Genomic DNA, 13,770 nt, shown 5'->3' on the forward strand with positions numbered 1-13,770 from the left:
ATTGCCAAGGACTACCGTTGCGTAGCTAAAGCCCAAAACAAAAACAATCCAAAAAAACGTTATATTGAATTTGCCATAGGGACTGCGAACGCCCCAAAGCCCGTTGCAATACAAAAAAGCAAACTGCCAAGACTAAGCAGTGTCAATCATTTCAGTAATTGCCGGCGCTTAAGGAGCTTGATCAAGGCCGTATCGCTGATATCGCGAGCACGCCCCTCGCTAGTAAGCAACCGCTCTCGATCAACAAAAATTAAAACCAACAAGGAAGTGACCAAGGCGGCCACGACGCCCCATGTATAAAGCCAGAACGGTAACGGCAAGGTATAAACAACATTAAGGATCACACCGATATCAATCACACCCAAGCCTGTTAGGACATCCCAATAAGCCCATTCCTGCTTAGATATGAAAAGTCGGTAGCCGAAAACGATGACTGCTGCGGCAATTCCGAAATTTTAGCTATTGCGATGGCGCTGCGCTTTCCAATCGCCTTAAGGGCTATTACACTCATGCGCTCAATAATTCACTCACGAGCAAATTTATCGATGCTGGCAAGCGAATCACAGCGCCAACAACTACAAGGGATCATAGAGCAGCTCAGCATAAGCATGGAAGCGAGCCAAACCCTAGGCGGCGCCAGCAGCGAACTGACCGAGATTGAATCGACATTACAGCAGCTAAATCAAAAAATGCTGAAACTCAGTAATCGCAAGATATTAAAATTCCACGACCCAGACTACGGTAATGATTTACGTAAAATTCTACCCTGCAGCCCGTTTAGCGGTTACTTCAACCCGATGGCGGCCAAACTTAACATCTATAGCGTCGACGCTACGGTGGTCGCCGAAGGCGCCTTTGGCCTTATTCATCAAGGCCCACCCAATTGCGTGCATGACGGTATCATCAGCGGGGTATACGACCAAGTATTAGCCTATTGTGGCATTGCCAATGGCACCCCCGGCTTTACTGCGAGCCTACGAGTTAACTATCTCAAGCCCACCCCACTCTTCAAGCCCCTGCGCTTTAGCTGCCAAATTAGTAAAATCGATGAGCGGCAAATTCACATCGAAGGCAAATGCTATTGCGTAGAAGGGCTACTAAGTACCGCCGAAGGCCTATTTATTCATTATGAAAAACGCGACAATCCCTAGTTCAGCAGATTCAATTAAAGGACCGTATCAGCAATGATAACAAAACAATTAAGTCCCCTTGCTCTGGTATTCTGCCTGCTACCAAATACTGGCGTGGCCGCCGAGTACAACACTGAACCGACCCAAGAAGTTGTCTCCGTGACCGCAGATCGTATCGAGAAGCAAATACGAGAGCAGAGTCTGGCCATCAGTGTTATCGACAAACAAGACATCGACAATATCGGCCACACTCACATTAGTGAAATCCTGAGCCGGACTCCCGGCGTATGGATCAGCCGCGGCAATGGGCAAGAGCACCTCACCGCCATTCGCTCGGCGGTCCTTACTGGCGCAGGTAGTTGCGGTGCATTCTATTTTGCTGAAGATGGTATTCCCCTGCGTGCACCCGGCTTTTGTAATGTGAATGCCTTATTTGACGTCAATGCCGAGCAAGCCGAGCGCATCGAAGTCATTCGTGGTCCAGGTACCGCCGTTCATGGCTCAAATGCCTTAAACGGCGTAATAAATATCATTAGCGCCGCGCCCTCGGAAGAAGCTGAGACACATCTTTCACTGGAAGGTGGCCCAGATGATTATGGCCGCGTAAAATTCAGCCACAGCAATACTAACGGCAAGCATGGCTACCGCCTGAGCGCTCAAGGCAACCACGATGGCGGCTATAAAGACGATTCTGGCTTTGATCAACAGAAGCTCAATTTTCGTCATGATTTCCACGGTGATATATGGACAATTCAATCCCTGTTGTCTGCCAGTAATTTAAATCAAGAAACAGCGGGCTACCTGATCGGTAAGGACGCCTACAAAAATGGCAGCCGTAAGCGTGAAAACCCCAATCCTGAGGCCTTTCGCAATAGTCAGAGTGTCCGTTTTTATAGCCGCTTTGAACGTGAAGGCGACAAGGATTCACGATTTGTCGTCACCCCCTATGCACGTTTTACCGAAATGGCCTTTCTACAACACTTTCTTCCAGGCACGCCCCTTGAGGAAAATGGCGAACGCAGTGTGGGCGTGCAAACCGCTTTTTACCAAAACTACAGTGAAAACGTCACCCTCTACAATGGCTTTGACATGGAGCTTACTAGCGCTTATTTAGAACAAAGCCAAGCGCTCCCAGGCGTCGGCCCCTTCCCGACCGGCCAACACTATGACTACGATGTCGATGCATTCTATGCCGCGTGGTTTGTGGGCGGTGATTGGCAGGCGACAAAATCCACCAAAATTAATTTTGGCGCGCGCTACGACCTGCAATTTTACGACTACCAAAATAATATGATTAGCGGCAACACTGCGGCTGATGGCAGCCCTTGCCTCCCAAGTGGCTGCCGTTACGCTCGTCCAACAGATGACAAAGAGCATTTTAAAAACAGCTCCTTTAACGTCGGTATTATCCAAAGCCTTAGCGCCAATACTGACCTTATAGCCAACGCCAGCCACGGCTTTCGCGCCCCCCAAGCAGCGGAGTTATATCGCCTACAGGCACAGCAGCTCAATGCTGATCTCGACAAAGAGTCTCTGAATAGTGTGGAATTTGGCTTTCGGGGAATTTGGCCAGTTCTGAACTACCGCTTAGCCCTGTATTGGATGCAAAAAGACGATGTCATTATTCAAGACAGTACCCGCCGCAATATCAACGGCGGCAAAACCCTAGACCGCGGCATTGAAGCTGATTTTAATTGGCAGCTCAGCCAAACTCTGCAGTGGCAGCTACAGGCCAGCTATAGCAAGCACCAGTACGGCAATGACGCACTGGCGCCAGAAGGCAATGAACTGGACACCGCACCGCGCCAATTAGCGAGCACCCGTCTGCGTTGGCAGCCATTTATTAGCAGTACTTTTGAATTTGAAGTGCAGTATCAGGGCGACTACTTCTTGGATGGCGACAATCTGCATCGTTACGAAGGGCACACCCTGGGCAATGTGCGCTGGCGCCAGCAACTAAATGAGCAGATTTATACGGTATTGCGAATAAACAATATTGCCGATATAGACTATGCAGAACGCGCCGATTATGCCTTTGGCAACTACCGCTACTTTACCGGTGCACCCCGCGCAGCTTATATCGAACTCGGCATCGACTTCTAATGCTTTAGATACGGCCCTATTAGGCCGTATCTTCCTTGCGTTTTACGTAAACCAAACATGATGCTCTGCATAAAAAACACTCGCAGACCTACTTACGAAAACGCCGCCAAGCCAACCGCCTTGCGCACCTTCGCTAACATCGGCGCGGCGTGGGCCCGCGCTTTTGCTGCGCCTTTCAGCAGTTCAGCTTCGAGCAGGGCTCCATCGAGCAATAGCTCGTCATAACGTTCGCGGGCTGGCGCAATATGAGCGTTAATTAATTCAAACAGTTCCTTTTTAGCCTGCCCCCAGGCAATACCCTCAGCGAATTTTTTACGCATTTCTGCCGTTTGCTCCTGGCTGGCAAACGCCTGCCAAATTTCGAATACAGTAGAGGTGTCGGGATCTTTCGGCTCACCAGGTTCCAACAAATTCGTTTTGATTTTATTAATGTGCTTTTGCAATTTCTTTTCAGGCAAAAATAGCGGGATGGTATTGCCGTAGCTTTTACTCATTTTACGGCCATCTAAGCCACTTAGTACCGCAGCGTCATCACCAATAACAGCCTCTGGCAGCACAAAGGTGTCGCCATAAAGATGATTAAATCGCTGGGCCATATCCCTGGCCATTTCAAGATGCTGTATCTGATCGCGACCAACCGGCACTTTACTGGCGTTAAAGGCTAAAATATCAGCGGCCATCAAAATCGGGTAGCTAAACAAGCCCATCGTTACGCCAAAGTCAGGATCATCACCCTTTTGCTCATTGTCTTGCACCGCCGCCTTATAGGCATGGGAGCGATTCATCAAGCCCTTGGCACACACACACGTTAAGATCCAGCTTAACTCCGTAATTTCAGGAACGTCAGATTGGCGGTAAAAGGTGGTCGCATCGGTGTCGAGACCAAGAGCCAGCCACGTTGCGGCAATTTCGCGACTCGATTGATGAACCACAGCCGGTTCGTGGCTTTTAATAAGTGCGTGATAGTCGGCCAGAAAGAAAAACGCGTCGTACTCACCGCGCTGGCTTTCCGCGATAGCAGGTTGAATCGCCCCTACGTAATTACCTAAATGGGGTGTGCCGGTGGTGGTGATACCGGTAAGAACCCGCTGCTTGCCCATAATATTATCCTATTGCCAATATAAATAAGGCCGCCACAGCGACCTTGAATATGATGCGAATTTACAGCCGCTTATAATACTGACTCACCTCCTTGCTGTCACCGCAGATTGCCGCTCCAAAGCAAGCTCCACTCTGTATTTCAGCCCTCGGCTAAGCACTCTAATAGCTGACGGTACAAGGGCGCCAGTTGCGGCCATGTCAGCGCCGCAACATCAGCCACAGGCAGGCTGCCCGTACGCTTGCAGTTCAAAAAATGGCCAAGCTTTTCACTCGCGCCTATCGCCTCTTCAGCAATGTCACCACAGTGAGGATAACGAAACATTGGTTCAAACCATTGGGGATAACACAACCGGTCTGGAACCAGTGGCGTGCAGCCCGCTGCGGCCGCCTGCAACACCGCGAGGCCTTGAAAGTCGTGAATCGCAGTCGACATCACCACGTCGCAGCGCATGATCAACTCTTCGTAGTGCTGGGCATCTTTTACAAAGCCAAACTGATCCAGGCTCAGGCTACTGCTGCGCCGAATGAGCATTTCAATTTGCTCAAATTCCCGGGGCCGTTGCCGAAATTGTTGCCCCGCAATATAAATATCCAGTGGCAGGCCTCGTTTGTCGCACTCCGCGATTAAGGCCAGTAGACGGTCTGGCCCTTTGTCATACTCCCAGCGGTGATTCCAAAGTACTTTAAGCCGCTCACCCGCAGGCCGCAGCCCAATTGTTTGACTGCCGACAGCAAGCCCTACTGGCAGAACGCTAGCACGGGAAAGTAGCGCTGCTACTTGCTCTCGCGGCGCATAATCCGGCAATTTCGCAAGTAGCTGATCGCAGCCGTCCAACATGGTCTGGCGATTATAATCGCTATTAAAGACCACCTTATCCGCCGCTAGCGCGGTATATAGATTCAGTATTTGCGGTTCTACGCCTTGGCGCTGCAGCTGGCTTTGGGGGTAAGCAAATTGATTTTCATGAAAATACACTAATGTTGGCCAGCGACTAAGTTCAGGAACCAGCCCCCGCAGGGCTGACAGATCGGTCATTGATGTCGCTACGACCACGTCATAGTCTGCTGTAAGAATGTCGCGATTCATCATCGCCCACGTCAAGCTATTGCCGCGAATACGCCAGCTAAAATAGCGTGGCGGTAAGCTCAATACCGTCCAACTAAGCTCTGGTAAATGCCGCATCAAGCCGTCTAACCAACTGCGATGACTGTCGGCGTGATAGGCCGACAAAACTAAAACCCGCATTTGTGTATCACCCCTTGTAAAACGCGCTGGCTAAAATAAAGCAAATTGACCCAGACGATAAGCTCCATTACCCTCTTGGCCATTATTTATTCCAACCGCTGAGAAATGACTATGCATCAATATAAAACCCTGTTGTGGGAACAAACCAACGGTATCGCTACAATCACTTTAAATCGACCTGACTCCGCCAATAGCCTTAATTTAGAGATGGCCCGTGAGTTGATGCTCGCCGCCATGCGCTGTGATGAAGACGACGATATTCGCGCAGTAATTATTACGGCTAGCGGCAAAATGTTCTGCGCTGGAGGCGATGTTATGAGCTTCCTAAATGCCGGCGATGATATTGGCATATTACTGAAAGAAATTACGGCCTATTTGCATTCTGCAAATGCCCGCTTCGCCCGAATGTCGGCACCTCTGATTGTTGCCGTAAACGGCACCGCCGCCGGCGCAGGCTTTAGTTTAGCGATTTCAGGTGACTTGGTTCTCGCCGCCGACAATGCCAAGTTCACCATGGCCTATACTGGCATTGGCGCCAGCCCCGATGGCAGCTCAACTCACTTTTTACCGCGCTTGATTGGCCTGCGTCGCGCTCAAGAGCTGATGTTGACTAACCGCGTTTTAAGTGCCGAAGAAGCACTGGACTGGGGAATGCTGACCAAAGTCGTCAAGGCCGACGAGCTGTTAACAGAGGCCCAAATGTTAGCCCGTAAAATGGCCGACGGGCCCAGCCTCGCTCACGGCGAAATTAAATCTTTATTGCTATCTAGCTATGCCAACACCCTCGAAACCCAGCTCGAGTTGGAAAGCCGCGGCATCGCTAAATGCATGAGCAGCAGCCAGGGCAAAGAAGGACTTAAGGCATTTAAAGAAAAGCGCAAGCCGACGTTTAACCCCGGCTAAACTAAACCCCAGAGTCGGTGTTGCAAACCGAATGTCAGTTTGCGACACCCAGCGCCGCCAAACCGTAGAACGCGACTAACACTTTCGTTAGTTTAAACGCGTCCTGGGTTCCCGCCAGCTCCCTGATCGAATGCATAGCAAAGGTTGGCACGCCAACATCCAAGGTTTTAACTCCGAGTGCCGCCGCAGTTAGCGGCCCTACCGTGCTGCCACACGCCATATCACTGCGCACCACAAAGCTTTGCACGGCCACGGCCTCATCTGCGCACAGACGTCGAAATAGCGAACTGGTGTCGCTGTTAGTGGCATAGCGCTGATTGACATTATTTTTAATAACCGGACCGGCATTTAACAACGGGCCGTGATTGGCATCGTGACGATCACTAAAATTAGGGTGAATACCGTGAGCATTATCGGCTGAAATCATCATGGAATTCGCCAGCGCTCGCTGCAGACTCACCTCGTCGCCGGCAATCCGCCGCAAAACCGACTCCAGCATTGGCCCCTGCGCCCCTACCGCCGATTGACTACCTACCTCTTCGTGGTCATTGCACACTAATATCGTATGAGACTGGGCATCACTCTTTAACAAGGCCTGCATACCAATATAACAAGACAGCAAATTATCCAGTCGCGCACTGGCAATAAAATCGCCATTCCAACCCACCATTGCGGCATTCTGACAATCGTAAAAGCTTAATTCGTAGTCCAGCACCGTCGCAACATCGGCGACCCCTTGCGCGGCTAACGCCTCGGCCAACAAGACGCGAAAGTCCTGCTTCTCGTCGCTTTGCAACAACACTACGGGCAAATCCTTTTGCGGATTAACTGTCCGACTATTATTTGCTTCGCGGTCAAGATGTATTGCCAAACTTGGGATCAAGCCAACAGGACGCGTGATATTCAGCAAACAGCTACGTATATCCCCTTGGCTATTTTCATAATTTACACGTCCCGCCAAACCTAAATCTCGATCAAACCAAGGATTAAGTAAGGCGCCGCCATAAACCTCCACGCCAAGCTGAAAATAGCCATGACGATGTAATTCCGGCGTCGGTTTAACTTTTAGGTTTGGACTATCAGTATGCGCCCCTACCATTCGCCAGCCGCGTTGCAATAAATTGCTCTCGCCACAGGAAAACGCCACTAACGACGACCCGTTGCGTACCACAAAATAACGACCGCCGGGCTTGAGCTGCCATTCATGACGTTCATCCAGCGCTTCAAATCCCGCTGCGCGCAAAGCGATGACCATGGTCTCTACCGCGTGAAATGGCGTGGGGCTCGCGTCTAAAAAGCGCAGTAATTCTTGATTAAAACTATGTATATCGCTCATTTATTTCAACCTTTAACGACGCACTCAGCGCCTTGCTGTAACGCGAGTAATAAACTGGAGGTATCGAGGTGACCGCCATCCAAATTTTGAACTTGGCCGTAAAATTGGTCGACCAGCGCGGTAACCGGCAGACTTACTTTACGCTGCCTAGCCTCGTCCAACACATAGCCAAGGTCTTTACGCATCCAATCAACCGCAAAGCCGAAATCAAACTCGCCGGCCAGCATCGTCTTTGCACGGTTATCCATTTGCCACGATTGGGCAGCGCCAGCACCAATAACATCGAGCACCGCGTTCATATCTAACCCGGCCGCAGCGCCAAAGTGTATGCTCTCAGCCAGCCCTTGAATCAGACCAGCGATACAGATTTGATTCACCATTTTAGCCAACTGCCCTGAGCCAACCGGCCCTAGACACTGATAACGAGTAGCATAGGCCGCCAAAACAGGTTCAATTCGCGTAAATACCGTTTCATCACCGCCCGCCATTACCGTCAAGCGACCGTTAATTGCACCCGCTTCGCCGCCAGATACTGGTGCATCAATAAAAGAGATACCGCGCTCCTGAGCGCAAGCAGCCATTTCTCTCGCCAAGGCTGCCGAGGTAGTTGAGTGGTCAATAACCACGCCACCACGAGGCATAGCAGAAAACACCCCGCCGTTTCCGGCTAACACCTCGCGCACATCCGCGTCTGCACCTAGGCACACCGCAACAATTTCAGCCTCGGCCACGGCCGCCGCCACCGTAGCACTGGCGGCAATTTGGTATTGCGTAGACCACTGCTGCGCTTTGCCCTTGCTGCGGTTATACACCGACAAATCAAACCCTTTTTGCTGCAAATGACCAGCCATGGGATACCCCATAGTACCTAAGCCAATAAAACAAACTTTCATATCCAGCCTCGTGTTTTCAATACTTAATTAGCCAAGACTGCAAACAAAATGCCGGCTAAAACAACGCGATAAATCGCAAAGGGCATCATTCCCACCCGCTCAACCCAGCGCATAAACACATGAATACAGGCATAGGCGGTCACCGCCGACACGGCAAAACCAATAAACAACAAATCCCAGGGAACATCGACACTACTCTGAATTAACTCCAATAACTTGTAGGAACCTGCCGCCGCAATAATTGGCATCGACAATAAAAAGGAAAAACGTGCGGAATCACTGCGACTCAAGCCCAACATCAGCGCCGCCGTAATGGTAATGCCCGAGCGCGACGTTCCGGGAATGAGCGCGAGGGCTTGTGCAAAACCAACAATCAACGCAATACTCAAGCCAATATCGGCAATATGCTTGGTGTGCTTGGCGTACCGGTCAACCAGACCCAAGATCACGCCAAAAACCAATGTTGTAATCGCCAACACATAACCGGTTCGCAAATTTAGCTCAATAAAATCATTAAAAATAAGCCCGGCAACAACGGCCGGAATAGTGGCAACAATAACCATCCACCCCAAGCGGCTATTTTCATTTTGACCACCGCCGAAAAAACTGCCAAACCAATCTTTTACTATTCCGACGACTTCAACGCGAAAATACCAAAGTACCGCCAGCAGCGAGCCTACATGTACTGCAACGTCGAACGCCAAACCTTGATCAGCCCAGCCAAGGAGTGTCTGAGGCAACACCAAATGCCCAGAGCTGGACACCGGTAAAAATTCAGTGAGACCTTGAATTGCCGCCAGAATTACGGCTTGAAACGCATCCATTGTGTTGTATTCCCTCAATCAATATTAGGATTTTTGCCAAGCGACGCTGTCGCGTAAATACACGGGTTGGGCTAACTCTGCAGTGGTGTATCGACCCGCTAACAATTCACGATTTGCCAAGCGTAATACTGCGCTAGCTCTGGGGTAAACCTCGACGTCAACCACATCCATGGTGCGGCTTAGACTAAAGCGCGACTGGTATACCCAGCCACTCCCTATTCCCACAATTTGGCCGCCTTCTGGCATGGCCTTAATACTTTCTGGGGTACGCAAACTATCGGGGGTGGTCGCTTCGGCAAAACCGGAGACAATTTGATATTGCCCCCAATAAATTTCATCCATGCGGGCATCTAAGGCAGCTAAAACAATATCGCCGTCGCTAATTTGTCGATTTACTGCAGCATCTTGAGCCAATGCCTGTAAAGTAGACACCGCGACAACGGGAATATTTTGCGAAAACGCAAGACCTTGAACAACCCCGGCGCAAACTCGTAAACCCGTGAACGAGCCGGGGCCCGCCGCAAAACCAATAGCGTCAATTTGCGACAAGCTCAGATCTGCTTCAGCGAGAATTTGGGCTACCATTGGCAAAATAAATTGAGTGTGAGCACGGGGCAGCATACGGAAATCTTCTATTTCTCGGCCCTGATGTAATAAGGCTACCGAGCATGCTTCTGTTGAAGCCTCTATCGCGAGTAAACTGCTCATGAAGGGAAAACCAAAAATGAAGTATGGCATGAATCATACCATACTGAGATTAAGCACTTCATAAATTAGCAAGACATTCATTCACTATGACAGCAAAAAAAAACACCACTCAAACAAATACAGTCACCGCCCTTATCTTGGCCGGCGGCGCGGGCCGCCGAATGAATGGCCAGGACAAAGGCTTACTTCTGTGGCAATCCAAGCCCCTCATTGCACACATTATTGACCGCCTACCTAAAGATGTTGCCCAGGTCTTAATTAGTTGTAATCGAAACATCGACCAGTATCAGCAGTACGCCGTTACCGTCTGCGATGTCTTACCGGACTACCAAGGACCACTAGCTGGGCTCTATGCCGCCTTGCAAACCATTAGCACCCATCAGACACTCATACTACCCTGCGACTGCCCAACACCACCAAGGGACTTGCTAGAAAGACTAAGCGGGGAATTGACAAAACACCAAGCGGATATTTGCTACGTCCACGATGGCGAACGCGGCCAGTACCTATTTGCTTTACTCAATACTAAGCTCAAAACCCACTTGGCGGGATATTTACGCTCGGGCGAGCGCAGTGTCAATCAGTGGTACAAGCAACTGAATTGCGTGCGTGCCAACTTCAGCGATCAAACCACCGCTTTTCACAACATCAATCAGCTCAGCGATTTTCCGCCGACCGAAGAAATTTAAAACATAAAAAAAGGGGAGCTGATTAAAGCCCCCCTTTTTTTATGCAAACAAGAAATTAATTGCTAGTCGGCTCAGTCGAAGTTGCTACCGGGCTTGCCGTTGGTGCAGCTGCTGCTTTCGCCGGCGCACGCTTGGCGCGAGGCTTCTTAGCCGCCGGTGCCTTTTTCGCTGCTACTTTCTTGGCAGCGGGCTTCTTAGCCGCCACCTTTTTAGCTGGCGCTTTTACTGCGGCTTTCTTCGCAGCCACTTTCTTTGCAGCGGCAGGGGCCGCAGCTGACTTAGCGGCAACCTTTTTAGCTGGCGCCTTTTTTGCTGCAGCTTTCTTAGCACCACTAATTTTAGCGTTCAACTGTTTTACTGCCAACTTGTGCTTGGCCAGTAATTTCTTCTCAATTAAGGCTAATTTGGCTTTATTCGCCGCGGCGCGCTTTTTCTTAAAACGCTGTTCGAACAATTTTACCGCTTTTTCCAGATCAGCGTCTGCCTTTTTGCTAAGCGCCATTGAGCGCTCAGCTACTTTTTGGGTTATCGCGGTTTCAGATGCCTTGATTCTGGCAACTGCTTTAATGTTGGCAAGGTCAGCTTTACTTGCAGCCACTTTAGCGCGAGCTGCTTTTAACTTCGCATTCACTTTCTCTGCTGCAGCAACCGCACGCTTAACTGCATTTTTATCTGCTGCACGGGCGGTCTTTTTCGCCTTGGCGCGCGCCGTTTCAATTTTGGTTTTAGCCTCAGCAAGCGCCTTGCGCTCGCTGGCAACTAATGCCTCAACTTTTTTCAAACCTGCCTCAGCTTTAACAACTGCGGGGTTCGCTAAAGCGGCATTTTTACTTCTTGGCTTACGCTTTGCTGGGGCGGCTTTTGCACGTGCTTTTTTTGCTGCGGGCATCATGTATTCTCCTTGGCGTCGACGATGCTAGTTTAATTGCCCTAAAAATAGCACATAAAATAACCAACGCAAAAAAAAGTCGTTGAATTAAGTACAAATTCTTACTTTTTTACGAAAATAAATGCGTTTTTTCTTCAATAAAGGACTGACAAAGTAAAAACATAAGATTTTGATGCGCCTCGCTGTCATTCAAGCACGGTATGTAACGAAATTCTTCTCCGCCATTTTCAACAAAATATTCATGAACTTCACCGTCAATTTCTTCAATTGTTTCTAAGCACTCAACCGCAAAAGCCGGGCATAAAACATCCAGCTTTTTTATCCCAGACATTGCCAAGCTGATTACTGTTTTATCTGTGTAGGGCTGCAACCATTCCGCTTTTCCTAACCGCGATTGATAGCTGAGCTGCCACTCGTTGCTATTTAGGCCCAGCGTCATTGCCAGCGCCGAAGCTGTCTCTTCGCAGTGGCGCTGATAAGGGTCGCCCAACTCTACATTTCGTTTCGGTATGCCGTGAAAAGACATCAATAAGCGCTCACCACGGCCATGCTCAGACCAGTACTGCCGGACGCTCTGTGCCAAGGCTTCAACATAAGCCGCTTGGCGATGGTAATTTCTAAGCCACGACCACTGGGGGATATCTCGGCGCCGCGAAAAAATTCGATTTATTTCATCATGTACTGCCGCCGTGGTCGTTGCGGAATACTGAGGAAATAGCGGCAGAAAAAATAAACGCTCGCAACCCGCCGCCAACAGTTCATCAACCGTGTCTGAAATTGATGTTTGCCCATAACTCATTGCCAAACGAAGTTCAATTTCGTTATTCGGGTAACGCTCCCGAACTTTTTTTGTTACGCCATCAACTAAGCGCTGGGAAAAATACCTTAGCGGCGACATATCGTTCATCCAAATCTGCTGATATGCCTTAGCAACTCGAGGCGAGCGGAATGGCAAAATTATGCCATAGAGAATAGCAAGCCAAATTAAACGAGGTACTTCCACAACCCGGCGGTCAGAAAGAAATTGCTTCAAGAACTGCCGAACAGCAGAGGTAGTCGGCGCGGCGGGGGTACCCAGATTAATAAAAACAATCCCTGACTTCATGTTTGCACCTGCGTTAACAAATATCAGCAAGATAATAAGACATTAAGCATACTAAATGATAATAAAAAAGGGCGCCCTCAAGGCGCCCTTTTTGATCTTTCTTAGCGATTTTAACCCGCAAGTGCGGCAAAAACCTTACGTGTGATCTCTTCTACCGAACCAACACCCTCGATGCGGGAATACCGCGGCGCATCACTGCCCTGGAGATTGCTATAAAAAGCTACCAAGGGCTTTGTTTGTTCGTGGTAGACCTTTAGACGGTTGCGAACCGTGTCTTCGTGGTCATCTTCACGCTGAACCAGCTTTTCGCCGGTAATATCATCCACCCCATCTACCTTAGGAGGGTTATAAGTAAGGTGATAGGTTCGGCCAGAGCCCTCATGGCTGCGTCGCCCACTCATGCGCGTCACAATTTCTTCGTCAGCTACGGCAATTTCGAGCACATTATCAATGCTCACACCAGCGGCAATCAACGCTTCAGCTTGTGGAATTGTCCGAGGGAAGCCGTCAAACAAGAAGCCATTTTGACAATCGGCTTCGGTAATCCGCTCTTTTACCAAGGCAATAATAATTTCATCAGATACTAGGCCGCCAGACGACATCACCTCCTTCACCTGTAAACCCAAGGGGCTGCCAGCTTTCACAGCCGAACGAAGCATGTCGCCGGTAGAAATCTGAGGAATCGCAAATTTCTCGGAAATGAACTGTGCCTGAGTACCTTTACCTGCCCCAGGAGGGCCCAATAATATAACGCGCATAGCGGGAAACTCCCCAATAATTACAATTTATAGCCTGCGCCGTAGGGGCCGCCGCAGCAAAAGCGCACAACGATACACAGCAATC

14 protein-coding genes are annotated in these 13,770 nt (G+C 49.7%); 4 read left to right on the forward strand and 10 right to left on the reverse strand.

Annotated features, from left to right (window positions below; all coding sequences use genetic code 11):
* Nucleotides 1–146 precede the first annotated feature (146 nt).
* Nucleotides 147–359 (reverse strand): hypothetical protein, encoded by a 213-nt coding sequence (locus ABYP33_RS14030; RefSeq protein ID WP_373091732.1) that lies wholly within the window; start codon nucleotides 357–359, stop codon nucleotides 147–149.
* A 186-nt stretch (nucleotides 360–545) separates the two neighbouring features.
* On the opposite strand from ABYP33_RS14030, the gene ABYP33_RS14035 reads away from it, so the two are divergent.
* Both ABYP33_RS14035 and ABYP33_RS14040 read left to right on the forward strand, forming a co-directional pair.
* The gene (locus tag ABYP33_RS14035; RefSeq protein ID WP_373091734.1) at nucleotides 546–1,151 is read left to right on the forward strand and encodes a PaaI family thioesterase; all 606 of its coding nucleotides are present in this window, start codon (nucleotides 546–548) and stop codon (nucleotides 1,149–1,151) included.
* 33 nt (nucleotides 1,152–1,184) lie between these two features.
* Entirely contained in the window at nucleotides 1,185–3,233 is a 2,049-nt protein-coding gene (locus ABYP33_RS14040; protein ID WP_373091735.1) for a TonB-dependent receptor, read from the forward strand.
* Between the two features lie 92 nt (nucleotides 3,234–3,325).
* Here the strand turns inward: ABYP33_RS14040 and trpS are convergent, their stop codons facing one another.
* Entirely contained in the window at nucleotides 3,326–4,333 is a 1,008-nt protein-coding gene (gene trpS, locus ABYP33_RS14045) for a tryptophan--tRNA ligase (protein WP_373091736.1), read from the reverse strand.
* 140 nt (nucleotides 4,334–4,473) lie between these two features.
* Nucleotides 4,474–5,580, reverse strand: coding sequence for a DUF3524 domain-containing protein (locus ABYP33_RS14050; protein ID WP_373091737.1), 1,107 nt, complete (start codon nucleotides 5,578–5,580; stop codon nucleotides 4,474–4,476).
* Between the two features lie 111 nt (nucleotides 5,581–5,691).
* Between ABYP33_RS14050 and ABYP33_RS14055 the strand changes: the two genes are divergently transcribed.
* Nucleotides 5,692–6,483, forward strand: a complete 792-nt coding sequence (locus tag ABYP33_RS14055) for an enoyl-CoA hydratase/isomerase family protein (protein ID WP_373091738.1) — start codon at nucleotides 5,692–5,694, stop codon at nucleotides 6,481–6,483.
* A 34-nt stretch (nucleotides 6,484–6,517) separates the two neighbouring features.
* Here ABYP33_RS14055 and ABYP33_RS14060 read toward each other — a convergent pair whose 3' ends face one another.
* From ABYP33_RS14060 to tsaB, 4 genes are read right to left on the reverse strand one after another with little or no spacing between them, the layout of a single operon-like run.
* Complete coding sequence (locus ABYP33_RS14060) at nucleotides 6,518–7,819, reverse strand: M18 family aminopeptidase (RefSeq protein ID WP_373091739.1); 1,302 nt, start codon at nucleotides 7,817–7,819, stop codon at nucleotides 6,518–6,520.
* Between the two features lie 5 nt (nucleotides 7,820–7,824).
* Entirely contained in the window at nucleotides 7,825–8,712 is an 888-nt protein-coding gene (locus tag ABYP33_RS14065) for an NAD(P)-dependent oxidoreductase (RefSeq protein ID WP_373091740.1), read from the reverse strand.
* Between the two features lie 23 nt (nucleotides 8,713–8,735).
* Nucleotides 8,736–9,536 (reverse strand): undecaprenyl-diphosphate phosphatase, encoded by an 801-nt coding sequence (locus ABYP33_RS14070; RefSeq protein ID WP_373091741.1) that lies wholly within the window; start codon nucleotides 9,534–9,536, stop codon nucleotides 8,736–8,738.
* Between the two features lie 24 nt (nucleotides 9,537–9,560).
* On the reverse strand, nucleotides 9,561–10,244 hold the full coding sequence (gene tsaB, locus ABYP33_RS14075; protein ID WP_373091742.1) for a tRNA (adenosine(37)-N6)-threonylcarbamoyltransferase complex dimerization subunit type 1 TsaB: 684 nt from the start codon (nucleotides 10,242–10,244) through the stop codon (nucleotides 9,561–9,563).
* Between the two features lie 86 nt (nucleotides 10,245–10,330).
* Between tsaB and mobA the strand changes: the two genes are divergently transcribed.
* Complete coding sequence (gene mobA / locus ABYP33_RS14080; RefSeq protein WP_373091743.1) at nucleotides 10,331–10,933, forward strand: molybdenum cofactor guanylyltransferase MobA; 603 nt, start codon at nucleotides 10,331–10,333, stop codon at nucleotides 10,931–10,933.
* Nucleotides 10,934–10,988: 55 nt separating this feature from the next.
* Here the strand turns inward: mobA and ABYP33_RS14085 are convergent, their stop codons facing one another.
* From ABYP33_RS14085 to adk, 3 genes are all read right to left on the reverse strand, one after another.
* Entirely contained in the window at nucleotides 10,989–11,825 is an 837-nt protein-coding gene (locus tag ABYP33_RS14085) for a hypothetical protein (RefSeq protein ID WP_373091745.1), read from the reverse strand.
* A 106-nt stretch (nucleotides 11,826–11,931) separates the two neighbouring features.
* Nucleotides 11,932–12,927: a ferrochelatase gene (gene hemH, locus ABYP33_RS14090; protein ID WP_373091746.1), complete on the reverse strand. Its 996-nt coding sequence runs from the start codon at nucleotides 12,925–12,927 to the stop codon at nucleotides 11,932–11,934.
* Nucleotides 12,928–13,037: 110 nt separating this feature from the next.
* Complete coding sequence (gene adk / locus ABYP33_RS14095) at nucleotides 13,038–13,685, reverse strand: adenylate kinase (RefSeq protein WP_373091748.1); 648 nt, start codon at nucleotides 13,683–13,685, stop codon at nucleotides 13,038–13,040.
* Nucleotides 13,686–13,770 lie beyond the last annotated feature (85 nt).

The sequence above is a fragment of the Zhongshania sp. genome (assembly GCF_041584495.1).
Classification (GTDB): domain Bacteria; phylum Pseudomonadota; class Gammaproteobacteria; order Pseudomonadales; family Spongiibacteraceae; genus Spongiibacter.